Annotated in this window: 20 protein-coding genes and 6 tRNA genes; 12 read left to right on the top strand and 14 right to left on the bottom strand. The window is 68.9% G+C overall.

Annotation, left to right across the window (positions count from 1 at the left end):
• Positions 1-215: 215 nt before the first annotated feature.
• From OG390_RS24625 to OG390_RS24615, 3 genes are all read right to left on the bottom strand, one after another.
• Positions 216-291 (bottom strand) — tRNA-Gly (locus OG390_RS24625).
• 79 nt (positions 292-370) lie between these two features.
• Positions 371-442 (bottom strand) — tRNA-Gly (locus OG390_RS24620).
• Positions 443-584: 142 nt separating this feature from the next.
• The gene (locus tag OG390_RS24615) at positions 585-902 is read right to left on the bottom strand and encodes an Lsr2 family protein (RefSeq protein WP_399082755.1); all 318 of its coding nucleotides are present in this window, start codon (positions 900-902) and stop codon (positions 585-587) included.
• Positions 903-1,261: 359 nt separating this feature from the next.
• Here OG390_RS24615 and purS point away from each other — a divergent pair, with 359 nt between their 5' ends.
• Genes purS through purL form a run of 3 tightly spaced genes read left to right on the top strand, consistent with a single transcriptional unit; the run spans position 1,262 to position 4,457 of the window.
• Entirely contained in the window at positions 1,262-1,525 is a 264-nt protein-coding gene (purS, locus tag OG390_RS24610; protein ID WP_005482678.1) for a phosphoribosylformylglycinamidine synthase subunit PurS, read from the top strand.
• On the top strand, positions 1,522-2,202 hold the full coding sequence (purQ, locus tag OG390_RS24605; RefSeq protein ID WP_399082752.1) for a phosphoribosylformylglycinamidine synthase subunit PurQ: 681 nt from the start codon (positions 1,522-1,524) through the stop codon (positions 2,200-2,202). The genes purS and purQ overlap by 4 nt, the downstream gene beginning before the upstream one ends.
• Positions 2,199-4,457, top strand: a complete 2,259-nt coding sequence (purL, locus tag OG390_RS24600) for a phosphoribosylformylglycinamidine synthase subunit PurL (RefSeq protein WP_406171088.1) — start codon at positions 2,199-2,201, stop codon at positions 4,455-4,457. Before purQ ends, purL begins: the two co-directional genes overlap by 4 nt.
• A 142-nt stretch (positions 4,458-4,599) precedes the next feature.
• Here purL and OG390_RS24595 read toward each other — a convergent pair whose 3' ends face one another.
• Positions 4,600-6,090: an MFS transporter gene (locus tag OG390_RS24595; RefSeq protein ID WP_406171086.1), complete on the bottom strand. Its 1,491-nt coding sequence runs from the start codon at positions 6,088-6,090 to the stop codon at positions 4,600-4,602.
• A 94-nt stretch (positions 6,091-6,184) separates the two neighbouring features.
• Between OG390_RS24595 and OG390_RS24590 the strand changes: the two genes are divergently transcribed.
• From OG390_RS24590 to purM, 5 genes are all read left to right on the top strand, one after another.
• Positions 6,185-6,823: a TetR/AcrR family transcriptional regulator gene (locus tag OG390_RS24590; RefSeq protein WP_406171084.1), complete on the top strand. Its 639-nt coding sequence runs from the start codon at positions 6,185-6,187 to the stop codon at positions 6,821-6,823.
• A 384-nt stretch (positions 6,824-7,207) separates the two neighbouring features.
• Entirely contained in the window at positions 7,208-8,002 is a 795-nt protein-coding gene (locus OG390_RS24585) for a sterol carrier family protein (protein WP_406177836.1), read from the top strand.
• Positions 8,003-8,212: 210 nt separating this feature from the next.
• The gene (locus OG390_RS24580) at positions 8,213-9,010 is read left to right on the top strand and encodes an META domain-containing protein (protein ID WP_406171083.1); all 798 of its coding nucleotides are present in this window, start codon (positions 8,213-8,215) and stop codon (positions 9,008-9,010) included.
• A 61-nt stretch (positions 9,011-9,071) separates the two neighbouring features.
• Positions 9,072-10,598, top strand: coding sequence for an amidophosphoribosyltransferase (purF, locus tag OG390_RS24575; protein WP_399082733.1), 1,527 nt, complete (start codon positions 9,072-9,074; stop codon positions 10,596-10,598).
• Between the two features lie 43 nt (positions 10,599-10,641).
• A complete protein-coding gene (purM, locus tag OG390_RS24570) occupies positions 10,642-11,739 on the top strand; it encodes a phosphoribosylformylglycinamidine cyclo-ligase (RefSeq protein WP_406171081.1) in 1,098 nt (365 codons plus the stop codon).
• A 338-nt stretch (positions 11,740-12,077) separates the two neighbouring features.
• On the opposite strand, the gene OG390_RS24565 is transcribed toward purM, so the two are convergent.
• Together OG390_RS24565 and OG390_RS24560 are read right to left on the bottom strand one after the other, a co-directional pair.
• Entirely contained in the window at positions 12,078-12,332 is a 255-nt protein-coding gene (locus OG390_RS24565) for a DUF3073 domain-containing protein (RefSeq protein ID WP_005315345.1), read from the bottom strand.
• Between the two features lie 281 nt (positions 12,333-12,613).
• Positions 12,614-13,699 (bottom strand): Leu/Phe/Val dehydrogenase, encoded by a 1,086-nt coding sequence (locus OG390_RS24560; protein WP_406171079.1) that lies wholly within the window; start codon positions 13,697-13,699, stop codon positions 12,614-12,616.
• 222 nt (positions 13,700-13,921) lie between these two features.
• On the opposite strand from OG390_RS24560, the gene OG390_RS24555 reads away from it, so the two are divergent.
• Both OG390_RS24555 and bldC read left to right on the top strand, forming a co-directional pair.
• Entirely contained in the window at positions 13,922-14,770 is an 849-nt protein-coding gene (locus tag OG390_RS24555; protein WP_406171077.1) for a hypothetical protein, read from the top strand.
• Between the two features lie 557 nt (positions 14,771-15,327).
• On the top strand, positions 15,328-15,534 hold the full coding sequence (bldC, locus tag OG390_RS24550; RefSeq protein WP_003949541.1) for a developmental transcriptional regulator BldC: 207 nt from the start codon (positions 15,328-15,330) through the stop codon (positions 15,532-15,534).
• Positions 15,535-16,001: 467 nt separating this feature from the next.
• On the opposite strand, the gene OG390_RS24545 is transcribed toward bldC, so the two are convergent.
• The 8 genes from OG390_RS24545 to OG390_RS24510 form a co-directional block, all read right to left on the bottom strand.
• Positions 16,002-16,193: a DUF6274 family protein gene (locus OG390_RS24545; RefSeq protein WP_406171075.1), complete on the bottom strand. Its 192-nt coding sequence runs from the start codon at positions 16,191-16,193 to the stop codon at positions 16,002-16,004.
• 306 nt (positions 16,194-16,499) lie between these two features.
• A tRNA-Asp gene (locus OG390_RS24540) sits at positions 16,500-16,574 on the bottom strand.
• Between the two features lie 95 nt (positions 16,575-16,669).
• Complete coding sequence (gene hrpA, locus OG390_RS24535; RefSeq protein ID WP_406171073.1) at positions 16,670-20,659, bottom strand: ATP-dependent RNA helicase HrpA; 3,990 nt, start codon at positions 20,657-20,659, stop codon at positions 16,670-16,672.
• Between the two features lie 85 nt (positions 20,660-20,744).
• Positions 20,745-21,032 carry a hypothetical protein gene (locus tag OG390_RS24530; protein WP_406171071.1) on the bottom strand — a complete coding sequence of 96 codons (288 nt, stop codon included), beginning with the start codon at positions 21,030-21,032 and terminating at the stop codon, positions 20,745-20,747.
• 228 nt (positions 21,033-21,260) lie between these two features.
• Positions 21,261-21,334, bottom strand: a tRNA-Phe gene (locus tag OG390_RS24525).
• A 24-nt stretch (positions 21,335-21,358) separates the two neighbouring features.
• Positions 21,359-21,433 (bottom strand) — tRNA-Asp (locus OG390_RS24520).
• 49 nt (positions 21,434-21,482) lie between these two features.
• A tRNA-Glu gene (locus tag OG390_RS24515) sits at positions 21,483-21,555 on the bottom strand.
• Between the two features lie 80 nt (positions 21,556-21,635).
• The gene (locus OG390_RS24510; protein ID WP_406171069.1) at positions 21,636-23,219 is read right to left on the bottom strand and encodes a metallophosphoesterase; all 1,584 of its coding nucleotides are present in this window, start codon (positions 23,217-23,219) and stop codon (positions 21,636-21,638) included.
• Positions 23,220-23,473: 254 nt separating this feature from the next.
• On the opposite strand from OG390_RS24510, the gene OG390_RS24505 reads away from it, so the two are divergent.
• Together OG390_RS24505 and OG390_RS24500 are read left to right on the top strand one after the other, a co-directional pair.
• Complete coding sequence (locus tag OG390_RS24505) at positions 23,474-23,824, top strand: metallopeptidase family protein (protein WP_369234815.1); 351 nt, start codon at positions 23,474-23,476, stop codon at positions 23,822-23,824.
• A 104-nt stretch (positions 23,825-23,928) separates the two neighbouring features.
• Complete coding sequence (locus OG390_RS24500) at positions 23,929-24,441, top strand: hypothetical protein (RefSeq protein WP_406171067.1); 513 nt, start codon at positions 23,929-23,931, stop codon at positions 24,439-24,441.
• Positions 24,442-24,655: the final 214 nt, after the last annotated feature.

Raw genomic sequence — 24,655 nt, 5'->3', positions numbered from 1 at the left:
CCGCGGACAGGACCCGGCAGCAGTGCGCGGTGTCATCACTCCGCATGACAAATGTCAGATGGGCGGGAGGCGTACCGAGATCGGCGAGAGACCTACGGAGATCGGCGGAACACGTACGCAGATGGGGCGGAACACGTACGGAGATCGACAGAGGGCGTAGGAAGAAGGAGAAGGGCACAGCAAAAAGCCCCAGTCATTGACTGGGGCCTTCATGCTGGAGCGGACGACGAGGCTCGAACTCGCGACCTCAACCTTGGCAAGGTTGCGCTCTACCAACTGAGCTACGTCCGCATTGCCTCCGACCGGCTCTCACCGATCGGCGCGAGCACCAGCCTACCTGATCCACAACAGTGGTCGGTAAGCGATGCGGAGCGGGTGACAGGAATTGCACACTGCGCCTTCCCCCTGGAAGGGGGATGTTCTGCTACTGAACTACACCCGCGCGACTCCGTGAGCTCCGGCTTTTTCGGCCTTGCCCCTCGGCGTGCTCCAGACTCTAGCTGATCAGCGGGGGGTCAGCGCAAGTCGGTTGTTCCCAGGGCCCGATGAGGGGTCCTCGCGAGCGCCCCCGGAGGACCCGGGGCTCAGTGCGACTCGGCGAACGCCTCGTACACCTTCTTGGGGATGCGGCCCCGCGGCGGCACGTCCATCTTGTTGGAGCGGGCCCAGGCGCGGACGGCGGCCGGGTCGGGCGTCAGCGCGGTGTGCGTGTACGCCTTCCCGGACTTCGACTGCTTGCGGCCGGCCTCGACGTAGGGCGCGAGCGCCTTACGCAGTTTCTTGGCATTGGCTGGATTGAGGTCGATCTCGTACGACTTGCCGTCCAGTCCGAAGGCGATCGTCTCCGCCGCTTCTGAGCCGTCGATGTCGTCAAAGAGAGTGACCACGACACGCTGCGCCACGAATATCGGTCCCTTCGTGCGACACCTCTGCGATCAAGTCATGACGTGCGCGGACGTCACGGAGTTGTCGGGGAGATGTCGACTGTCCGGCTGTTATTGGGCAAAGTATCGGCTATTGCCAATTCATTTGTACAGTGCCCGGCAATGCATTGTGAAGCCCGACTAAATCCTTCCGCGTGTCCGAAGGCAATGGGGTCCTGCCGCTCTTCTGCGGTTTTTCCCAGGATTTTCCGTGCAGGCCCCCGCGTCGATGCGGGATCGTGATCGGGCTCACGTAGGATTCTACGAATCTACGCGAGTAGAAATTTTGTGCAGGTAGTCTGAAGGGACCTGCTCAGCACCACACACCGGGAGTGCCAGTGGCACGCGTCGTAGTCGACGTCATGCTCAAGCCGGAGATCCTCGACCCCCAGGGCCAGGCGGTGCAGCGTGCACTGCCGCGCCTCGGTTTCGAAGGTGTCTCCGACGTACGTCAGGGAAAGCGATTCGAACTGGAAGTGGACGGACCGGTGGACGACGCCGCTCTCGCCCGCATCCACGAACTCGCGGAATCCTTCCTCGCCAACACCGTGATCGAGGACTTCACCGTCAAGGTCGAGGAAGTCGCGGAGGCGGGAAAGTGACCGCTCGTATTGGAGTCGTCACCTTTCCCGGCAGCCTCGACGACCGCGACACACAGCGCGCGATCAAGCTCGCCGGTGCCGAACCTGTCGCTCTCTGGCACAAGGACAAGGACCTCAAGCAGGTCGACGCCGTGGTGCTCCCCGGCGGTTTCTCATACGGTGACTATCTCCGTGCCGGTGCCATCTCGCGCTTCTCGCCCGTGATGGAGACCGTCATCGAGCAGGCGAAGTCCGGAATGCCGGTCCTCGGTATCTGCAACGGCTTCCAGGTTCTCACCGAGGCGCACCTCCTCCCCGGCGCGATGCTCGGCAACAACCACCTCCACTTCATCTGCCGCGACCAGAAGCTGCGGGTGGAGAACGCGGAGACCTCCTGGACGACCGACTACGAGTCGGGTCAGGAGATCCACATCCCGCTGAAGAACATGGACGGGCGGTACGTCGCCGACGAGCACACCCTCGACATGCTGGAGGCGGAGGGCCGGGTCGCCTTCCGTTACCTCGACTTCAACCCCAACGGCTCCCTCCGGGACATCGCGGGCATCACCAACGAGGCCGGGAACGTGGTCGGTCTCATGCCGCACCCCGAGCACGCCGTCGAGCCCCTCGTCGGGACCGGCCGCACCGACGGCCTCCCCTTCTTCACCTCGATCCTCAAGAAGCTGGTCAACGCATGAGCCGCACGCCTCTGGACACCGTCGAGAACGCGGCCGCGACCCCCGACGTCGAGCTGCCCTGGGCCGAACTCGGCCTGAAGAAGGACGAGTACGAGCGGGTCGTGGAGATCCTCGGCCGCCGGCCCACCGGTGCCGAGCTCGCCATGTACTCCGTCATGTGGTCCGAGCACTGCAGTTACAAGTCCTCGAAGGTGCACCTGCGCCAGTTCGGCGAGAAGGCCCCGCAGTCCGACGCCCTCCTCGTCGGCATCGGTGAGAACGCCGGTGTCGTCGACGTCGGCCACGGCTACGCCGTCACCTTCAAGGTCGAGTCGCACAACCACCCGTCGTACGTCGAGCCCTACCAGGGCGCGGCCACCGGTGTCGGCGGCATCGTGCGCGACATCATCGCGATGGGCGCCCGCCCGGTCGCCGTCGTCGACCCGCTGCGGTTCGGCGCCGCCGACCACCCCGACACCAAGCGCGTCCTGCCCGGTGTCGTCGCCGGTATCGGCGGCTACGGCAACTGCCTGGGCCTGCCGAACATCGGCGGCGAGGTGGTCTTCGACGCCTGCTACCAGGGCAACCCGCTCGTCAACGCCGGCGCCATCGGCGTCATGCGGCACGAGGACATCCACCTCGCGAAGGCGTCCGGCACCGGTAACAAGGTCGTCCTGTACGGCGCCCGCACGGGCGGCGACGGCATCGGCGGCGCCTCGATCCTCGCCTCCGAGACCTTCGACGACGCCAAGCCGTCGAAGCGTCCGGCCGTCCAGGTCGGCGACCCCTTCCAGGAGAAGCTGCTCATCGAGTGCACCCTGGAGGCCTTCAAGGAGAAGCTGGTCGTCGGCATCCAGGACCTCGGCGCGGCAGGACTGTCGTGCGCCACGTCCGAGCTGGCTTCCAACGGCTCCGGCGGCATGCGCGTCACCCTCGACGACGTGCCGCTGCGCGACTCCACGCTCTCGCCCGAGGAAATCCTCATGAGCGAGTCGCAGGAGCGCATGTGCGCGGTCGTCGAGCCGGCGAAGGTCGACCGCTTTCTGGAGATCTGCGAGAAGTGGGACGTCATCGCCACCGTCATCGGTGAGGTGACGGACGGAGACCGCCTGGAGATCTACTGGCACGGCGGCAAGATCGTCGACGTCGACCCGCGGACGGTGGCGCACGAGGGCCCCGTGTACGACCGCCCGTACGCTCGCCCCTCCTGGCAGGACGCCCTCCAGGCGGACGACGCCAACAAGCTTCCGCGGCCGGCGACTTCGGAGGAGCTGAAGGACCAGGTCCTCAAGCTGGTCTCCTCCCCGAACCAGGCCTCCAAGTCCTGGATCACCTCCCAGTACGACCACTTCGTGCAGGGCAACACGGTGCTGGCGCAGCCCGAGGACTCGGGCATGATCCGCATCGACGAGGAGACCGGACTCGGCGTCGCCATCGCCACGGACGGCAACGGCCGCTACGCCAAGCTCGACCCGTACGCGGGTGCGCAGCTGGCGCTCGCCGAGGCGTACCGCAACGTGGCGACGACCGGTGCCAAGCCGCTCGCCGTCTCCGACTGCCTGAACTTCGGCTCGCCCGAGGACCCGGCCGTCATGTGGCAGTTCGCCGAGGCCATCCGCGGTCTCGCCGACGCCTGCCAGCAGCTGGGCACCCCGGTGACCGGCGGCAACGTCTCGCTCTACAACCAGACGGGCGAGGCCGCCATCCACCCGACCCCGGTCGTGGCCGTGCTGGGCGTCATCGACGACGTCGCCCGTCGCACGCCCGTCGCCTTCCAGGAGGACGGGCAGCTGCTCTACCTCCTCGGCGACACCCGTGAGGAGTTCGGGGGTTCGGCCTGGTCGCAGGTCGTCCACGACCACCTCGGCGGTCTGCCGCCGCATGTCGACCTGGAGCGCGAGCGGCTGCTCGCCGAGATCCTCATCTCGGCCTCCCGCGACGGCATGATCGACTCCGCGCACGACCTGTCCGACGGCGGTCTGATCCAGGCCGTGGTCGAGTCGGCGCTGCTCGGCGGCAAGGGCGCGCGGCTGATCGTCCCCGATGGTCTCGACGCCTTCACCTTCCTCTTCTCGGAGTCGGCGGGCCGCGCGGTCGTCGCCGTCCCGCGTTCGGAGGAGCTCCGCTTCAACGACATGTGCGGTGCGCGGGGTCTGCCCGTCACCCGCATCGGCGTCGTGGACGGTGACACGGTCGACGTCCAGGGCGAGTTCGCGCTTTCGCTGGACGAGCTCCGGACGGCGCACGAGGGCACGATCCCGGCGCTGCTCGCGTAGCACTCGGCAGTCGTACGACGATGAAGGCCCCGCCCGGGGAACGGGCGGGGCCTTCATCGTGTGTACGTCGGGCCCGGACCCGGCCGTCGGTCCGGCGCCTGACCGTCACACCGGGATCCGACCGTTGCACCGGATCCGACCGTCAGGCCGGGACGGGCTCCGGCTGCCGCGAGGGCTGCTCGGTGTCCTCCGGCCGCTCCGGCCTGGGCAGCCACACCGCCAGAATCGCGGCGAGCGTCATCAGGGCGGCGCCGCTCCAGAACACCACGTCCGTCGCGGAGACGAAGGCGCGCACGCCCTCGGCGTGGACGGTTCCGGTCAGCCGGGCGAGGGCGCTGACGTCGCCGCCGGGGCCGTCGGCGGCGTAGAGCCGGGCCAGGACCGTACCGAAGACGGAGGCGCCGAGCGCGCTGCCGAGGGTCTGGAAGAACCGGATGCCGGTGGTGGCGACGCCGAGTTGGTGGCGCGGTGCGGCGAACTGCACGAGCAGGATCAGCTGGCCCATGAGCTGTCCCAGGCCGAGGCCCATCAGCAGGAGCGCGGCGCGGACCAGCCAAAGGGAGCTGGTGGGGCCGGTCGTGATGGCGAGGGCGGCGAAGGCGAGGGCGGTGGTGGCCGTGCCGCTGAGGGTGAAGGTCCGCGCGGACCAGCCTCGCGTGGTGAGCCGTCCGGAGAGCAGGCCCGCCGTCGACATCCCGACTGCCATGAAGATCAGGTAGAGACCGGCGGAGGAGCTGGCGACGCCGCGGACGATCTGCAGATAGACGAGCACGTAGTAGATGGCGCACATCATCGCGGCCCCCACGATGGCCTGGATCACGAAGCCGAGGCGCAGTTCGCGGACCCGGAACAGCGAGAGCGGGAGGATCGGTTCGGCCGCCCGGGTCTGCCGCCACAGGAACAGGGCGAGGGCCGCGGCGGCCGTGACGATCAGTGCGACGACGATCGGGGAGGACCAGGCGTACCGGTGGCCGCCCCAGTCCGTGACCAGGAGCAGGGCGCTGGAGAACGCGGCGCCGAGAGCGGCGCCCAGGTAGTCGAGCGGGCGGCGCACCGGGTGGTCGGGGAGCTTGAGGACGAAGGCGGACGCGGCCAGGACCGCGAGGCCGATGGGCAGGTTGACGTAGAAGATCCAGCGCCAGCTCGCATGGTCGGCGAGCAGACCGCCGATCCACGGGCCGACCGCCATGCCGGCGCCCGCGACGAGCCCGCCGGCGTTGCCGCCCTTGCCGGCACCCGCCTCGTCCGGGCCCTTGAGGTGGGCGATCACCACCATCGTCACGCTCATCAGTCCGCCGCCGCCCAGGCCCTGCACCGCACGGGCCGCGATGAGCTGGTCCATCGACTGGGCGGCGCCGCACAGCGCGGAGCCGAGCAGGAACGTGGCGATCGCGCCGGTGAAGACGCGCTTGGCGCCCAGGGTGTCGCAGAGCTTGCCGTACAGCGGCAGCATCGCGGCCGACGCCAGCGCGAACGCGCTGACCAGCCAGGGGATCTTGTCGACGCCGTGGTCCGGATCGAGGTCCCGGACGATCGGGACGGTCGCCGCCGACACGATCTGCAGGTCCAGGACGGCCAGCACGATCGTGACGAGACAGATGAGGAAGCCGATTTTGCGCCGGGTCTCGGTCATGGGCATCACCCTGCCCCAGAAGTGTGTACTGAATCAATGTTTCATCCGGGCTCAAATTTAATCCAGGTACATCGGCCATTGGTACAGTGGTCCCATGGCTGAGGCGATGGGGCTGCGCGAACGCAAGAAGCTGCAGACGGCGAAGCGGATCTACCGGGCGGCGGTCGACCTTTTCGTCGAGCGGGGCTTCGACAACGTCTCGGTGCAGGAGGTCGCCGAAGCGGCCGAGGTGTCGAAGATGACGGTCTTCAACTACTTCGGCACCAAGGAGGACCTGGTCTTCCGCCCCATGGAGGAGCACTTCGGCGACGTGGCCCGCGCCGTGCGTGAGCGGAAACCGGGCGAATCCGCGGTGGACGCCGTACGCCGGCAGTTCCTGGAGCTGGTCGAGGCCCGCGATCCCTCGGTCGGCCTGCACAGCGAGCCCTTCGCCCGCCAGGTGCGCCGACTCGTCATGGAGACCCCGGCCCTGATGGAACGCGCCTTCCTCGCCGCCCAGAAGGGCACGCGAGACCTGGCCGGCGTCCTTGCCGAGGAGACCGGCGACGCGATGCTCGCCACGGTCGTCGCCGCCACACTGAGCGCCGCCCGCAACGCCCTCATCGAGGAGCACCACAACCGCGTCGAAGCCGGCGAGAGCCCGGACGTCGTCGCCGACGCCGCCGCCGAACGCGCCCGGCACGCCTTCGACCTGATCGAAAAGGGTCTGAGCGGATACGCCGTCAAGCTCTAGTGCCGGGTCAGCCAGGGTTCGCCCGTCAAGGAGCGGCGTCCGGTGCGTGCTCTGGGGGTCCCCCCCGGCCGAAGGCTGGGGGAGTGCCGGCCGGAAGTCCTCGTACTGGACGTACTTGGGCTTTCGGCCGGTGCGGCGAGTGGGGGCACCTCCCACGCCCTTGAGGCAGTGGGGGAGCGTGCCGGGCGTCGCGACGGGGCGAACCTTGGCCGACGCGGCACTAGTGCGCTGCGCCAGAAGTTCGTCGGTGGATTCGCGCCTTGCCCGGCCGGGTTGGTTGTCCGCCCATCCAGCCCCGGCCTGCGAGTATTCGGCCAAGTCGGCGGCAGTGGGGCACCAAGAACTAACGACGAATTGATGGCGCAGGACACTAGGGTGATGGCCATGCCCCCGGCCAAGAGACGCGCCCGTACGTACGACTCCGCCAAGATCCGCGCGGCGGTGCTCGCGCAGTTCGGGAACGTACGGGACGGCGTTCGCACTCTCACCGAGGAGCAGTTGGCACGGCCCACGCACCTCGGGGACTGGAGGGTGCGGGAATTGGCCGCGCATATCACGATGGCCGTCGAGACCGTGAGCCGGAACCTCGACCGGGACGAGCCGGTGAAGGCCGAACTCGGGCTCCTCGACTGGCCGTTCGCGACTGCCGCGCGGGCCGGGGACATCGCGGACGGCAGCAGCGCGCTCGCCGAGGAGAACCCCGACCTCGACGCGCTCTACGACCGCACCGAGCAGCGGATCGCCGAGCGTCTGCCCACGGCGCCGGACGACCGGCTGCTCGCGGCGCGCACCGGTGCGATGACGCTCGCCGACTACCTCGTCACCCGCACCGTGGAACTCGTCGTCCACACCGACGACCTGAACCGCGCCGCGGGCACCGACATCCCCTTCGACCGGCAGGCGCTCGCCGCCTGTACTCGGCTGCTCGCCGACGCGCTTGCCGAGAAGGCACCGGGGGCGTCGACGGAGGTGCGGATTCCGCCGTATGCCGTCGTGCAGTGTGTGGAAGGGCCGCGGCACACCCGCGGCACTCCGCCGAACGTCGTGGAGACCGATCCGCTGACGTGGATCCGGCTCGCTACGGGGCGTACGGTCTGGGAGGCGGCGCTGGAGGATGCCAAGGTCAGCGCGAGCGGGGAACGCGCGGACCTCGGAGGGCTCCTCCCGTTGATGGGCTGAGCCGCCCCGCCGCCGCCCGCGTAAGGCCTTTTTCGCCCCCTCCGCCCCTGCCCGTCCCGTACCGGCTTTTCGGCTGCGCATGGGTGCGGGCAACTGCGCAGTCTTTTTGGGCGGGGGTCCGGGGGCGGTACCCCCAGGGACGGCAATGGGCAGGGGGGAGGGGGTGAAAGAACCGGGAACCGACCACCCCACCCCTCCCGTCACATCGGCATGGACAAGCAGCGACTGACGCTCACCGCACTGACCCTGCTTCCGCTCGCGGTGGCCTGTGGCACACAGCCGGGCAGCGGCAGCAGCTCCGTGGCGGCGGCGGGCTCGTCACCCGTCACCGGAGTCCACTGGACCCTCGACAGCCTCACGGTGGACGGCAGGACCAGGCAGGCACCCGAGAGCGCGTATCTGCGGATCGGCGAGGACGGCCGGGTCAGCGGCAATGCGGGCTGCAACAGCTTCGGCTCGACCGTCACCCTCAAGGGCGACCACGTCGACTTCGGGGACATCCAGACGACCGACATGGGCTGCCCGAAGGCCTCGATGGCCTTCGAGGAGAGCCTGAGCCGCACCTTCACCGGCGGCACTTTCACCAGCAAGGTCAAGGGCGACGAACTGACGCTCACCACGGACGACGGCGACCGCGTCGATCTCACCAAGGAGCAGGACGCCCCCCTCTACGGCACCCGGTGGAACGTCACGGCCCTCGGCGACGCCGACGTGGCCCACTCCCTCCCCGCCGGAGCCAAGGCGTACCTCGTCCTCGACGAGAAGCAGGGCACCCTCAGCGGCAGCCTCGGCTGCAACCACGTGTCCGCAATGGCCACCGTCCGCGACGGACACATCACCCTCGGGGCTGCCAAGACCACACGCATGATGTGCGACGGCTCACTCATGGACACCGAGAAGACCCTGCTCGGCCTCTTCGACGGCACGGTCGGATACGAATTGGATCACCGCACCCTCACGCTGACCAGCGCAAACGGCACCGTCGTCAGCGCCGTCGCCGGCAAGTGATCGATGGGGACCCCGTATCCCCAATTCGGACCCGTGGTCGATCTCGCCTACACTCGGTGGCGTGCCACGTGGTGACGGTCGACTCAATCATGATCTGCTTCCCGGTGAGAAAGGCCCCCAGGACGCTTGCGGCGTCTTCGGTGTCTGGGCTCCGGGCGAAGAGGTCGCCAAGCTCACTTACTTCGGGCTCTACGCCCTCCAGCATCGGGGTCAGGAATCCGCGGGAATCGCGGTCAGCAACGGCTCCCAGATCCTCGTCTTCAAGGACATGGGCCTTGTGTCCCAGGTCTTCGACGAGACTTCTCTCGGTTCGCTCCAGGGTCATATCGCGGTCGGTCACGCCCGCTACTCGACCACCGGCGCCTCCGTCTGGGAGAACGCCCAGCCGACGTTCCGCGCCACCGCGCACGGCTCCATCGCGCTCGGCCACAACGGCAACCTCGTCAACACGGCGCAGCTCGCCGAGATGGTCGCCGATCTGCCCAAGCAGGACGGCCGCACCACACGTGTGGCGGCCACCAACGACACCGACCTGCTGACCGCGCTCCTCGCGGCCCAGGTCGACGACGACGGCAAGCCGCTGACCATCGAAGAGGCCGCTCACACGGTCCTCCCGCAGGTCAAGGGCGCCTTCTCCCTCGTCTTCATGGACGAGCACACCCTCTACGCGGCTCGCGACCCGCAGGGCATCCGCCCGTTGGTCCTCGGCCGCCTGGAGCGTGGCTGGGTCGTCGCCTCCGAGTCCGCCGCCCTCGACATCTGCGGCGCCGCCTACGTCCGCGAGATCGAGCCGGGCGAGTTCGTCGCCATCGACGAGAACGGCCTCCGTACGTCACGGTTCGCGGAAGCGAAGCCCAAGGGCTGTGTCTTCGAGTACGTCTATCTGGCCCGTCCGGACACGGACATCGCCGGCCGGAACGTGTACCTCTCGCGCGTCGAGATGGGCCGCAAGCTCGCCAAGGAAGCCCCTGTCGAGGCCGATCTGGTGATAGCGACCCCGGAGTCCGGGACGCCCGCCGCGATCGGTTACGCGGAAGCCTCCGGCATTCCCTTCGGCGCCGGTCTGGTCAAGAACGCCTACGTCGGCCGGACCTTCATCCAGCCCTCGCAGACGATCCGCCAGCTCGGCATCCGTCTGAAGCTGAACCCGCTCAAGGAAGTCATCAAGGGCAAGCGCCTGGTCGTCGTCGACGACTCGATCGTGCGCGGCAACACCCAGCGCGCGCTGGTGCGCATGCTGCGGGAAGCGGGCGCGGCCGAGGTCCACATCCGGATCTCCTCGCCCCCCGTGAAGTGGCCCTGCTTCTTCGGCATCGACTTCGCGACCCGCGCGGAGCTGATCGCCAACGGCATGACCATCGAGGAGATCGGCACCTCGCTGGGCGCCGACTCCCTCTCGTACATCTCCATCGACGGCATGATCGAGGCGACCACCATCGCCAAGCCGAACCTGTGCCGCGCCTGCTTCGACGGCGAGTACCCGATGGAGCTCCCGGACCCCGAGCTGCTCGGCAAGCAGCTCCTGGAGACCGAGCTGGCCGCGGGTCCCGCAGCCACGGCCGCGGCCGACGCCATCCGTCGCCCGTAAGCGCCGCAGAGCCCCGTTTCACCAACCCGAAAGATCCCAGGCAATGTCTGCTGTTTCTGATCAGTCGACTGCGTCGACGGGCACCCCCGGTGCTTCCTACGCGGCTGCCGGCGTCGACATCGAAGCGGGCGACCGCGCCGTAGAGCTGATGAAGGAGTGGGTGAAGAAGACGCAGCGCCCCGAGGTCCTCGGCGGCCTCGGCGGCTTCGCCGGCCTCTTCGACGCCTCCGCCCTCAAGCGCTACGAGCGCCCGCTGCTCGCCTCCGCGACCGACGGCGTGGGTACCAAGGTCGACCTCGCCCGGCAGCTCGGCGTGTACGACACCATCGGCCACGACCTGGTCGCGATGGTCATGGACGACATCGTGGTGTGCGGCGCCGAGCCGCTCTTCATGACCGACTACATCTGCGTCGGCAAGGTCCACCCGGAGCGCGTCGCGGCCATCGTGAAGGGCATCGCCGAGGGGTGTGTGCTCGCGGGGTGCGCCCTGGTGGGCGGCGAGACGGCGGAGCACCCGGGTCTGCTCGGTCCGGACGACTTCGACGTCGCGGGGGCGGGCACCGGTGTGGTCGAGGCCGACCAGCTGCTCGGCTCGGATCGTATCCGTAAGGGTGACGCGGTGATCGCCATGGCGGCCTCCGGTCTTCACTCGAACGGGTACTCGCTCGTCCGGCATGTCCTGTTCGACCGGGCGAACCTTCGCCTGGACCAGCACGTCGAGGAGTTCGGCCGCACGCTCGGCGAAGAACTCCTGGAGCCCACCAAGATCTACTCGCTGGACTGCCTGGCGCTGACCCGGACCACCGAGGTGCACGCGTTCAGCCACATCACCGGCGGGGGGCTCGCGGCCAACCTGGCCCGCGTCATCCCGGACGACCTGCACGCCGTCGTCGACCGTGAGACCTGGACCCCGGCCCCGGTCTTCGACCTCGTCGGCAGGACCGGCGACGTCGAGCGCCTGGAGCTGGAGAAGACGCTGAACATGGGCGTCGGCATGATCGCGATCGTCCCCGAGGAGTCCGCGGATGTGGCACTGGCCACCCTCGCGGACCGCGGGGTGGACGCCTGGATCGCCGGTGAGCTCACCGAGCGCGGCGAACACGAGACGGGCGCGGCGCTCATCGGGGACTACACCGGCTAGTGCCGGGTCAGCCAGGGTTTGCCCGTCAAGGAGCGGCGTCCGGTGCGTGCTCTGGGGGTCCCCCCGGCCGAAGGCTGGGGGAGTGCCGGCCGGAAGTCCTCGTACTGGACGTACTTGGGCTTTCGGCCGGTGCGGCGAGTGGGGGCACCTCCCACGCCCTTGAGGCAGTGGGGGAGCGTGCCGGGCGTCGCGACGGGGCGAACCTCGGCTGACGCGGCACTAGTCAGTGATCCCGTCCGGGACGGTGCCCGGGACGGCCAGCTGACGGCGCCGGACGGCAGCGCAAAACCCGGTCCGGCGCGTATCCGCCCCGGACCGGGTGAAGCATTGCTGGACAGTCAAGCGCCGCGACGCTGCTGTGACGACGGACCGGACTCGTCGTCCTCGTCCTCGTCGTCGTTGTACAGATCCGCGTACTGGGCGTACGGGTCGTCTTCCTCGTCGTCGTCCTCGAACGGCTCGCCATTCGGCGGCTGGCTCGAAGTCGAAGCGCCCAGCTCGTTGGCCAGACGCGACAGGTCAGTCCCGCCGCTGTTGTACTTCAGCTGGCGGGCGACCTTCGTCTGCTTGGCCTTGGCCCGGCCGCGCCCCATGGCTCGACCCCCTCGGTGACGGGGCTCGACGGCCCCAGAGTCTTGACACGCGTTCATGATCTGGAACGGGCTCTCCGCGGAGAGACCGGTCCGTAGGGCTTCCACGGTACCTGAGCCCACGCCCATACGGTACGTCGCCCGCAGGACGCGCGTGTGCGCAGAACCCGCGAGGAGCCCCGTCCTCGCTGGTCAACCGCGATTTTAACCTCTTCTTGGCCGACGACCCGCCGACAGACGTGAGAGTTCTCTCTAACTACCGTCGGCGGGTACCCGTCACAAGGTCAGCGACGCCGGGCCTCCGCCATCCGCTGCTCGGCGATCCGGTCGGCCGCGGCGGCCGGCGGAATGCCGTCTTCCTTCGCACGTGCGAAGATGCCCAACGTGGTGTCGAAGATCTTCGCGGCCTTCGCCTTGCACCGGTCGAAGTCGAAACCGTGCAGTTCGTCGGCGACCTGGATGACACCGCCCGCGTTCACCACGTAGTCGGGGGCGTAGAGAATCCCGCGGTCGGCGAGGTCCTTCTCGACGCCCGGGTGCGCGAGCTGGTTGTTGGCGGCGCCGCACACGATCCTCGCGGTGAGGACGGGCACGGATTCGTCGTTCAGCGCCCCGCCCAGCGCGCACGGGGCGTAGATGTCGAGGCCCTCGGTGCGGATGAGTGCCTCGGTGTCCGCGACGGCCGTGACACCGGCCGGGTGCGTGTCCAGAATCCGGCGTACCGACTCCTCGCGTACGTCCGTGATCACGACCTCGGCGCCGTCCTCCAGCAGATGCTGCACCAGGTGGTGGCCCACCTTGCCGACGCCCGCGATGCCGACCTTGCGGCCGCGCAGCGTCGGGTCGCCCCACATGTGCTGGGCGGAGGCCCGCATGCCCTGGAAGACACCGAAGGCGGTGAGGACGGAGGAGTCCCCGGCGCCGCCGTTCTCGGGCGAGCGACCCGTGGTCCAGCGGCACTCGCGCGCCACGACGTCCATGTCGGCCACATACGTACCGACGTCGCACGCGGTGACGTACCGGCCGCCCAGCGAGGCCACGAACCGGCCGTACGCGAGGAGCAGCGCCTCGGACTTGATCTGCTCCGGGTCGCCGATGATCACGGCCTTGCCGCCGCCGTGGTCGAGACCGGCCATGGCGTTCTTGTACGACATGCCGCGCGAGAGGTTGAGGGCGTCGGCGACGGCCTCCTCCTCGCTCCGGTACGGGTAGAAGCGCGTACCGCCGAGGGCCGGGCCCAGTGCGGTGGAGTGAATGGCGATGACGGCCTTGAGGCCGCTGGCGCGGTCCTGGCAGAGCACGACTTGCTCATGCCCCCCCTGGTCCGAATGGAACAGGGTGTGCAGGACGCCGTCGGTTACGTCGGTCACTGTGGTGACTCCCAGGTAATAAGCGGCGGTTGGGTGCGGGGCCCGTGCGGATGGGGGGCTCCGTGGGCATGAGACTAGAGCCTGCGCCCACCCGCCTTAGGTGCAGTGTTCAGGATCACCTACCGGCGGAGTACAGCCGTGGTTCGATTTGCATAGATTTCTCGTGAGGTTGTGAGCGGTTTCCGCTGGTTTTCCTGGTGGCCAACGGGGGAGGGAGCAGGCGTGCCCAAGGTGTCCTCGGTGATCGTCCCGTACGCGTCGTATCTGCGCGTGTATGAACCGCTGGCCGCCTTCCCGGAGCCGGAGCGGGGCCACTGGGCGCGCTATGCCCGCCGCGCGGAGCGCCCCTCGTACCAGGACGAACTGCGTCGCTCGCTGGCCGACTTGCTGCCCACCCCGCCGATCCCCGTGCCGGTGCAGGAGAGCGGCGACGCCTTCGTGGCGGAGGTCGACGGGGTGCTCTGCGTCTGCCCCTGGCGCACCCGGCTGCGCGGCTGGCAGGCCCTGGGCGAGCTGGCCGAGGAGCTGCCGGCGCCCGTCCTCGACGCTGTGCTGCCGCCGTGGGTACGCCGTCAGGCCGCCCTGGACTACGAGCGCTGGATGGCCCGCAACCCCGACGCCCGTCCGTGGATCCGCACCTCCACCTGGCAGGTGCCGCTGAACTGGTTCGTGCTCGTCTCCGACGAGGAGCGGGAGTACGAGAAGGGGGCGGGGCCCGGCGGCGCCGAGCCGGTGCTGCGCTACCGGACGCCGATGGTGCAGGCCCGGCGGCGCACGGCGCGGGCCCTGAAGACGCTGAAGGACACCCTCGACGAGGGGCCGCTCATCGACGGCCTGGTGGACGTGGGGCGCTGGCTGGAGGAGTTCCATCCGCGCTCGCTGGTCGAGCTGGACTACGGCGGGCTCGTGCACGTGCTGCCGGCCGGGCACCTCGAGGGGGACCATTCGGCCGCGGACGTCTCCGAGGGCATCGAGGCGCTGCGCGGCGGGGACGGTGCCGCGGCGGGCGAGGCGTACGGGCGGCTCGTGGAGCGGTGGCGTTCGGTCAGGGACCGGCGCTCGGCCAACTGAGACCTCTGAGGCGTGTGGGTCGTGTGATCTGCTTCTCACTGGTTCGCGTCGAACTGGCGTATGGTCCTCCCACGCTGAAGAACCCTCACTCCGGGACGTAGGTCCTGATCCGGGCTTTCGTCTCAAGCGGTGTCAAGGCGGTGCCAAGCGTGATGGACAGCACTTACCTGGCTCTTGCGCCGCTTGCCCCTCCTCGTGCCAAAATAGGACAAGGAGTCCGGGGGAAGGCTCCATCCATCCATGTATGGGTGGAATCTCAGCATTGCACGCTATGGGGGGTCTGATGACTCCTGATCGCCCTGTGACTGATCGTCACAGCGGCGTGACTGTCCGCTATGGCATGGTCCATCGGCTTCCGTCGCTGATGAACACCTGGGAGGGCAATTCCATCGGTTTGGCCGACGCGGCTGGACAGATGGTGTAGTTGTAGTGCCGAGGACAAGCCGTTCGTCCTATAACCGACTCGACTCGCGTCCGCCATTTCGGGCAACGCGGGTCAAGGTGCAGAATTTAGAGGAAAGAACCGAGAAGGTTCGGTTCTCCCGAGGAGGCCGCTCATGACCGCTCGCACCCCTGATGCCGAGCCGCTGCTGACCCCGGCTGAGGTCGCCACGATGTTCCGCGTCGACCCCAAGACGGTCACGCGGTGGGCGAAGGCCGGCAAGCTTACGTCCATCCGCACGCTCGGCGGGCACCGCCGCTACCGCGAGGCTGAGGTCCGCGCACTGCTCGCGGGTATCCCGCAGCAGCGCAGCGAGGCCTGAACAACTCCATAACCGGGCAATTCGGTAGGTCCCCCAACCCGCCGAGGTGTCCGAACCACAGCTCCAAGCGACGCGGGTCCTGCCCCAACAGAACCCACGCCCAAGCTTCTTTGGTACGTGACAAGGGTGCGTCGTAGATCGCGCTGGACTCCGCCGGGTCCAGCGCGATCTTTTTGTGCCCTGTTCGTGCCCGGCCGGCCGGCCTGTGAGCGGCCTTGTCGGAGTCTGGGGAGGGGTGTCGGATCTCCTGTGGGCGCCCCCGGAAGAGGGTGCAATTGCACATATTAAATTGACCAGTTGTAGGTGGGGTGTAAGTTCCGCGGTTCTGAAAACTTATGCGGTGACACCCGTCACATGCCACAGTCCTTGTTGCTCACGGGGCTTCTGCGCTAAGGGAGTTGAGGCCGCGCGCAGGCGGACGCACCTCCGGACTCCCACCGCCCGCTGAGCGGGTCCGCCGCCTCCGGTCACGCCTTGGAGGGGCTTTCGTCCTCGCGGGCGCTCTCGGGGTCCTCCTCGCCCCATGGAGCGGGCTCCATGGCCAGCCGCAGGAGCTGGTGGCAGATCGGGCAGTGCCGCGTCAGGTGGCGGTACCCGGAGGCGGCCGACAGGTGGGCGCGGAGCAGAGCTCGCGTCTCGTGCCTAGCGGTCGCCGCCATACGCACCTCCGAGGGATCGAGGGGCCCTGGTTTCTGGGTACCGGCGGAATGTGACGCCGTCAAGGCGGCGGGGGGCCGGCGGGCGGGTTTGTTTCGCCTCCGCCGCCGCTGAAGGGGCGCGGGGAACTGCGCGACGAGCCCCCACCGGCCCGCGCCAAGAGAACAACCCGGGGGTCTGGGGGCGGAGCCCCCGGCACGGGACGGGTGGGGGCGGCGGGGGCGAAGAAAGACACCCCTGCGTCGGCCCCGGTGGCGCATACGACAAGGGCCCCGCATCCGAGAAGGATGCGGGGCCCTTGTTCACTGCGGTCCTGACGGGATTTGAACCCGCGGCCTCCACCTTGACAGGGTGGCGAGCACTCCAAACTGCTCCACAGGACCAGGTTTCGCAGCAACTCATTCCTGCGCTGTGCTGCGAGAAGAGACTGTACAGGAGGGTGGCCCCGGGGTCGAACTCACCCAACGTACAGAAGCGGTTACGGGACAGCCGCGTCGATCGCCTTCACGATGCGCTTGTCCGAGACGGGGTACGCCGTACCGAGCGCGTGTGCGAAGTAACTGACCCGGAGCTCCTCGATCATCCAGCGGATGTCCAGGACCGACGAGGGGATCGGCCGGCCCTGCGGCAGCTGCTCCAGGAGCCAGGCGTACTCGTCCTGCATCTCGTGGACCTTCTCCATGCGCGTGGTGTCCCGCTGGACGTTGGTCGGCATCTGCTGCAGCCGGCGGTCGGCGGCGACCAGGTAGCGCATCAGGTCCGGAAGCCGGCGCAGCCCGGTCGCCGTGACGAAGCCGGGCTTCACGAGGGCGTCCAGCTGCGTCCGCACGTCCGTGAGGTTCGCCAGCAGCGTCGGGCTCTTGATGGCCTTCAGACGGCGCTGACAGGCCTGCCAGGCGGCAAGCACCTGCTGCACCTGGCCCACCGTACGGACTGTCGCGTCGACGATCTCGGCGCGCACCTTGTCGTACAGCTTCCGGTACGACTCCTCGTCCCACGCGGGGCCCCCGAAGTCCCCGATCAGCTTGTCCGCGGCCGCCATCGCGCAGTCGTCGAAGAGGGCCTGGATCGAGCCGTGCGGGTTGGCGGACAGGGCGAGCTTCTGGGCGTTGGTGAGCTTGTCCGAGGCGAACTTGCCGGGGTTCACCGGGATGTTGCGCAGGATCAGCCGGCGCGTGCCCTTCCACATGGCCTGCGCCTGCTCGGCCTCCGTGTCGAAGAGCCGCACGGAGACGGTGTCGCCGTCGTCGACCAGCGCCGGGTACGCCTTGACCGGCTGGCCGGCGCGACGGGTCTCGAAGAGGCGCGTCAGCGAACCGATCGTCCAGTCCGGCAGCCCCGTACGTTCCAGCGACTCGCCGCCCGCGCGTTCCGCGGTCGCCGCCGCGGCCTGCGAGATCGCCTTGCGCGCCTTCGGCTTCAGCCGGAGCTGCAGCACCTGAAGGTCCTTGTCCTCGGCGAGCTTGCGGCGCCGCTCGTCGACGATCCGGAAGGTGATCTTGAGGTGGTCGGGGACCCGGGACCAGTCGAAGTCGTCGGCCGTGAGGGGGACGCCGACCATGCGCTTCAGGTCGCGGGCCATCGTCGTGGTCAGCGGCTCCTGGAGGGGCACGGCCCGCTCCAGGAACCTCTGCGCGAAGTTCGGGGCAGGGACGTAATTCCGGCGGATCGGCTTCGGCAGGGACCGGATGAGCTCGGTGACGACCTCTTCCCGCAGGCCCGGAATCTGCCAGTCGAAGCCCTCGTCCGTGACCTGGTTGAGCACCTGGAGCGGGATGTGGACGGTCACGCCGTCCGCGTCCGCGCCCGGCTCGAACTGGTAGGTCACCCGGAACTTCAGCCGTCCCTGGCGCCAGGAGTCGGGGTAGTCGTCCTTCGTGACCGCCCCGGCCTTCTCGTTGATGAGCATCGAGCGCTCGAAGTCGAGGAGTTCGGGCTCTCTGCCTTCGATGGTCCGCTTGTGCTTCCACCAGGAGTCGAAGTGCGCCCCGGACACTACGTGCTCGGGCACCCGCTGGTCGTAGAAGTCGTAGAGCGTCTCGTCGTCGACCAGGATGTCCCGGCGCCGCGCGCGGTGTTCCAACTCCTCGACCTCGGTGAGGAGTTTGCGGTTGTCGGCGAAGAACTTGTGGTGCGTACGCCAGTCGCCCTCGACGAGCGCGTTGCGGATGAACAGCTCGCGGGAGGTCTCGGGATCGATCCGGCCGTAGTTGACCTTCCGCTGGGCGACGATCGGTACGCCGTACAGCGTGACCTTCTCGTACGCCATCACCGCGGCCTGGTCCTTCTCCCAGTGCGGTTCGCTGTACGTGCGCTTCAGCAGGTGCCCGGCCAGGGGCTCGACCCACTCCGGCTCGATCCTGGCGTTGACGCGGGCCCAGAGACGGGAGGTCTCGACGAGCTCGGCGGACATCACGAAGCGCGGGGGCTTCTTGAAGAGGGCGGAGCCCGGGAAGATCGCGAACTTCGCGTTTCGCGCGCCCAGGTACTCGTTCTTCGCTGTGTTTCTCCCGCCTTCCCCCCCGGCCTCCTTCACGTCCTTCATGCCGACGTGGGAGAGAAGGCCGGCGAGCAGGGAGACGTGGACGCTCTGGTCGGCCGCGGAAGTACCCGCCGACGGCTCCTCCAGATGGATGCCCATCTGCTTGGCGACCGTGCGGAGCTGGGAGTAGATGTCCTGCCATTCGCGAATGCGCAGGAAGTTCAGGTACTCCTGCTTGCACATGCGGCGGAACGCCGACGACCCCCGCTCCTTCTGCTGCTCGCGGACGTACCGCCACAGGTTCAGGAAGGCGAGGAAGTCGGACGACTCGTCCTTGAAGCGGGCGTGCTGCTGATCCGCCTGCGTCTGCTTGTCGGCCGGGCGCTCGCGCGGGTCCTGGATGGAGAGCGCGGCCGCGATCACCATGACCTCGCGTACACAGCCGTTCTTGTCGGCCTCCAGGACCATCCGGGCGAGCCGTGGGTCCACGGGCAGCTGGGCCAGCTTGCGGCCGGTCTGCGTGAGCCGCTTGCGCGGGTCCTTCTCCGTCGGATCCAACGCGCCCAGTTCCTGGAGGAGTTGGACGCCGTCACGGATGTTGCGGTGGTCCGGCGGGTCGATGAACGGGAACTTCTCGATCTCGCCGAGGCCGGCCGCGGTCATCTGGAGGATGACGCTCGCCAGGTTCGTACGGAGGATCTCCGCGTCCGTGAACTCCGGGCGGGCGAGGAAGTCGTCCTCGGAGTAGAGCCGGATGCAGATGCCGTCGGACGTGCGGCCGCAGCGGCCCTTGCGCTGGTTGGCGCTGGCCTGCGAGACCGGCTCGATGGGCAGCCGCTGGACCTTGGTGCGGTGGCTGTAGCGGGAGATCCGGGCGGTGCCCGGGTCGATGACGTACTTGATACCGGGGACGGTGAGCGAGGTCTCGGCGACGTTGGTCGCCAGAACGATCCTGCGTCCGGTGTGCGGCTGGAAGACGCGGTGCTGCTCGGCGTGCGAGAGGCGGGCGTAGAGGGGGAGGACCTCGGTGAACCGATAGTTCTTCTTGGTCAGCGCGTCGGCGGTGTCGCGGATCTCCCGCTCGCCGGAGAGGAAGACGAGGATGTCGCCCTTGCCTTCCCCCTGCAGCTCCTCGACGGCGTCGCAGATCGCGGTGATCTGGTCGCGGTCGGCGTCGTCGCCGTCCTCTTCGAGGAGGGGGCGGTAGCGGACCTCGACGGGGTACGTACGTCCGCTGACCTCGACGATCGGAGCGTCGCCGAAGTGCCGGGAGAAGCGCTCGGGGTCGATGGTCGCGGAGGTGATGACGACCTTGAGATCCGGGCGCTTGGGGAGCAGCTGGGCGAGGTAGCCCAGCAGGAAGTCGATGTTGAGGGACCGCTCGTGGGCCTCGTCGATGATGATCGTGTCGTACGCGCGCAGCTCGCGGTCGGTCTGGATCTCGGCGAGCAGGATGCCGTCCGTCATCAGCTTGACGAAGGTGCCGTCCTGGTTCACCTGGTCGGTGAAGCGGACCTTCCAGCCGACGGCTTCGCCGAGCGGAGTGTCCAGTTCCTCGGCGACGCGCTCGGCGACGGTACGGGCGGCGATACGACGGGGCTGGGTGTGCCCGATCATGCCGCGGACGCCGCGCCCCAGCTCGAGACAGATCTTGGGGATCTGGGTGGTCTTACCGGACCCGGTCTCACCGGCGACGATGACGACCTGGTGGTCGCGTATGGCCTCCGCGATCTGGTCCTTCTTCTGGCTGACCGGGAGCTGCTCGGGATACGTGACGGCGGGTACGCGGGTACGGCGTTCGGCCATGCGGAGCTCGCCCTTGGCGACCTCCGCATCGATCTCGGCGAGCACGGCGGAGCGGGCCTCGGGCTTGCGGATCTTGCGCGCGCCTTCGAGCCTGCGCCCGAGCCGGTGCGCGTCGCGCAGGGACAGCTCGGCCAGACGGGGGGCGAGATCGCCGAGGGCGGGGGCAGGATGCGTAGACATACGCGGTCCAGGATCTCACCTCGCCGAAATACCTGGCGAACGCTTTTGCGCCCGGCGGCTCCGGCTGGGGGCGTGCGACCTTCGGTCAGGCCTGGTCGCGGGGTGATGTGTCGCGCTGCGACATGGCCTTCGCGGTGTTGGAGACGGCCTTGATACCGAGATATGCGGTGGTCATCGTGCTGACAGCCGTGAAGGCGGCGCTGATGACGCCGAGGGCGACCGACTTGTCGCCGTTCAGCTGCCACACGGCGACCCCGGCGATCGCCGCGATCACGACATTGCTCAGCCCGACGGCTATCAGCCCGAAGAGCGCACGGTCCCGCTCCAGCCTCAGCTCACCCGTGACCTTCGACTCACCCGCGGCCGGCGCCACGGCGCCCGACCCGCCTTGCGATGCGGCGTCCGGCCCGGCTTGGGAGGCGGTTTTTGACTCATCAGGGCTGGTCGTCATGGTCCCCCCACCAGTAAGCGCTGCTTCGGCCAGGCCGAACGTAGCGCCGTGCCGGGGACATGCCAAGTCGAGCCGGAGGGTGGTGGTGCCCATCGGGTTCCGGGCAGGCACGACGAAGGCCCCGTCCGTATGGACGGGGCCTTCAGGTTGTGGCTGGGGCCGGGGTCGAACCGGCGACCTATCGCTTTTCAGGCGATCGCTCGTACCAACTGAGCTACCCAGCCACGAAGTCCCTTACGGAACTTCAGCGGTCCTGACGGGATTTGAACCCGCGGCCTCCACCTTGACAGGGTGGCGAGCACTCCAAACTGCTCCACAGGACCAAGCTGTTGTGTGCGAACAAGCGAAACCAGTGTCGCACACCGTTCTGCGTGCCCCCAACGGGATTCGAACCCGTGCTACCGCCTTGAAAGGGCGGCGTCCTAGGCCGCTAGACGATGAGGGCTATCGGCCCGCCTGGGCGCTTCTCAGCGCGTCGGGGACGTGAGAAGCATATGGGATGGCGGGAGGTATCGCCAAAACGGTTTACCGGGTGGTTCCGGAGGGGGTGGGGGACTGGGGCGCGGGCAGGCCGGCCCCCGGCTGGTTCTCCTTCGGCAGGTGGCGGCTGACCTCGGCGGTTGTCAGACCCAGGCCGCCCAGCTCGATCTCGTCCCAGGCCTGCAGACGGCGGGTGTCGCGGTCCACGTAGAGGATCGAGGCCTCGATGGGGTCGGGGTACTTGCCTTCGACGGCTCGCAGGCCGCTGCCGCCCGTCGAGCCTTCGACGCGCAGGCGGGTGCCGTACTTCATGACCTCCATCTCCTCGTGGTGGAGGTGGCCGGCCAGCACCATCGGGACCTCGCCGTCCGTCCCGCGCGCCGCCGACGGCTCGTGGGCGATGGCGATGTCGACAGGGGTGCCCGCCACCCGCTGGTCGTGCAGCGCCGACGCCAGGCGGGCGCCCGCGAGCTCCTCCGCCGGGTTGCCGCCCGGGGTGACGGCGCGGTCGGGGGTGAACTGCGGATCGCCGATGCCCGCGAAGCGCAGTCCCGCGACCGTGACTGCCCGGCCGTCGTCCAGGACGTGCACGTTCTTCATGTGCTCCAGGTAGCGCTGGGTGAGGAGGGAGTCGTGGTTGCCGCGGACCCAGACGTACGGGGCTCCGAGGTCCGCGATGGGGTCCAGGAAGCCGTTCTCGGCCGCGGTGCCGTGGTCCATCGTGTCGCCGGAGTCGACGATCACGTTGATGTCGTACTGCTTCACGAGCGAGGCGATGATCTTCCAGCTCGCCGGGTTGAGGTGGATGTCCGAGACGTGCAGGACCCGGATCGTGGACGGGTCGGGCCGATACGTCGGGAGCGTGGACGTGACGTCGTACAGCTTCGTCACATTCGTCACCAGGCGCGCCAACTCCTTCTGGTAGACGTCGAATTCACTGACGATGCTGCGGGCGTTGCCGACCAGGGAGGGCGCCGAGGAGAGGAGCCCGGAGAATTTCGGCTCCAGGACCGAGTTCGGGTTCCAGGTGGCGAACGCCGTCGCTCCGGACGCGGCCAGCAGGGTGAGAGCCAGGCCGCCCGCGGCGAGGGCGCGGCGCGGGCGGCGGTAGACCGCGAGCCCGAGTGCGGTGGCGCCGGAGACGACCGCGATGCAGGACCGTACGGCCAGGTCGAGGGTGCCGTGTTCGACGTCGTGCGCGACCTCGTCCTGGAGGCCGGACAACCGCTCCGGGTGGTCGACCAGCGCCTGGGCGCGCACCGGGTCGAGCTGATCGACGTCCACGTCGAGGCGGATCGGGGCTTCGTGGCTGCGCAGCTCCAGTGCGCCCAGCGGGGAGACGTTGATCTTCGTGCCGCCGGCGAGCGAGGGGCGCAGGGTCATGGTGGTGTTCATGGGCCCGACCGGGACGCGTACGTTCCCCACGATCAGCAGTCCCAGCCAGGCGCCGAGGAGGACGACGCAGAGCAGGCCGAGCGCGCGGGGGTAGGGGTGCGGCTGGGGGACGAGCTCGACCGCGGGGAGCGCGCGGCGGTCGCGGTAGCGGCGGGTCAGGGGACGGACCGCCGTCCGGGCGCGGCTTCGTATGCGGTGCGCGGCGGCGGTTACGGCAGCGGGGAAGCGGGCCATTGGTCCCGTATGCCCAAGTGTGCGGGTGGGTATGCGGCGCGCGTCCCCGCTGTCGGGCGGGTCGTGACTCCCGGACGCGGGGGCGGTGATTCTCGGCGTCGCCATGGGCCTCGTACGCGGTCGCTGTGACGCCCGTACGCGCTCGCCGTGGCTCTCGTACGGCGTCCTCACGAGGCCCGTACGCGGTCGTCGTGATGCGCATACGGCGCTGTCGTCGACTCTCCTGCGGCGGCGTCGTGCCGGACAATGGCCGTGTGCTGGAGATGACGCGCGAGGAGTTCGAGGAACTGGTCGCCGAGGCCCTGGACCGAATTCCGCCGGAGCTGACGCGGCTGATGGACAACGTGGCGGTGTTCGTCGAGGACGAACCGCCCGCCGAGGATCCCGAGCTGCTCGGGCTGTACGAGGGGACTCCGCTGACGGACCGTGGGGAGTGGTACGCGGGGGTGCTGCCCGACCGGATCACGATCTACCGGGGGCCGACTCTGCGGATGTGCGACACGCGCGAGGACGTGGTCGCGGAGACCGAAGTGACCGTGGTTCATGAGATCGCCCATCACTTCGGGATCGATGACGCGCGGTTGCACGCGCTCGGGTACGGCTGACGTTCGCCCGTTCCGCTTGGTTGGCGTGTCGGGACGCGTGTCTTCTTGTGGGCGGCGGGAGTTGGGCAGGGGGACACCCGTTCCGCCCTCGGAGGTGGCTGCCCGTGCGCACCTTGTACGTACCCGTCCGTCTGGCCGCCACGATCATGGTCGTAGTCGCGGCCGCCGGCTGTATGAGCGTGGGTGACGACGGGAAGCAGCCCGGGCCCGCCCACTCGGCGGGGCAGCGGGCCGGGGAGGCGCCCGACGGCGGTTCCGCGGTGAGCGGGGGCGGTGCCGGGTTCCGTGGGGGGAAGCACGCGAAGGGGTCCGCCTCCCCGAAGCCCGGTGAGTCCGCGTCCGGGGACGCTTCTGTGTCGGCGTCGGCCTCCGGGGGTGCGAAGCCGTCCGCCAAGGCCCCGGGCAAGGGCGGGAAGGGGCGGACGGAGGTGCCCGCACCGCCGCAGGGGGTGCCGAGTCCCGCGCCTACCACCGCGGAGCCGACGCCTTCGCCTCCGCCCCCGGCGTCGCCGCCGGCGTCCGATCCGGCCACGGCCGAGCCGTCGTCCTCGGCACACGAGCAGGCGACCCAGCTGGTGGAGCGGGAGCCGGCGCCCGAGGCGGGAGTGCCGGTCTAGGGCCTTTCGCCCCCGCCGCCCCTGCCCAATCCCTTGTCCGGGGGCTGTCGCCCCCAGACCCCCTCGGGTGGTTCTCTGGACTGCCGGTACTTGGGGGCCGGTCGCGCGGTTCTCCGTGCCCCTGGCGGGGGCGCTTCGGTCGGAGAAGTAGTCCTGACCTGCGGCATCGGGGCTCAGTTTGCCTTCGGGGGTGGGAGGTGCGTATGGTGGTAGA

This window comes from Streptomyces sp. NBC_00996 (assembly GCF_045162675.1).
Taxonomy (GTDB): Bacteria; Actinomycetota; Actinomycetes; order Streptomycetales; family Streptomycetaceae; genus Streptomyces.
The sequence above is the reverse complement of the archived record's forward strand: the minus strand, read 5'-3'. Positions and strand labels throughout refer to the sequence as shown.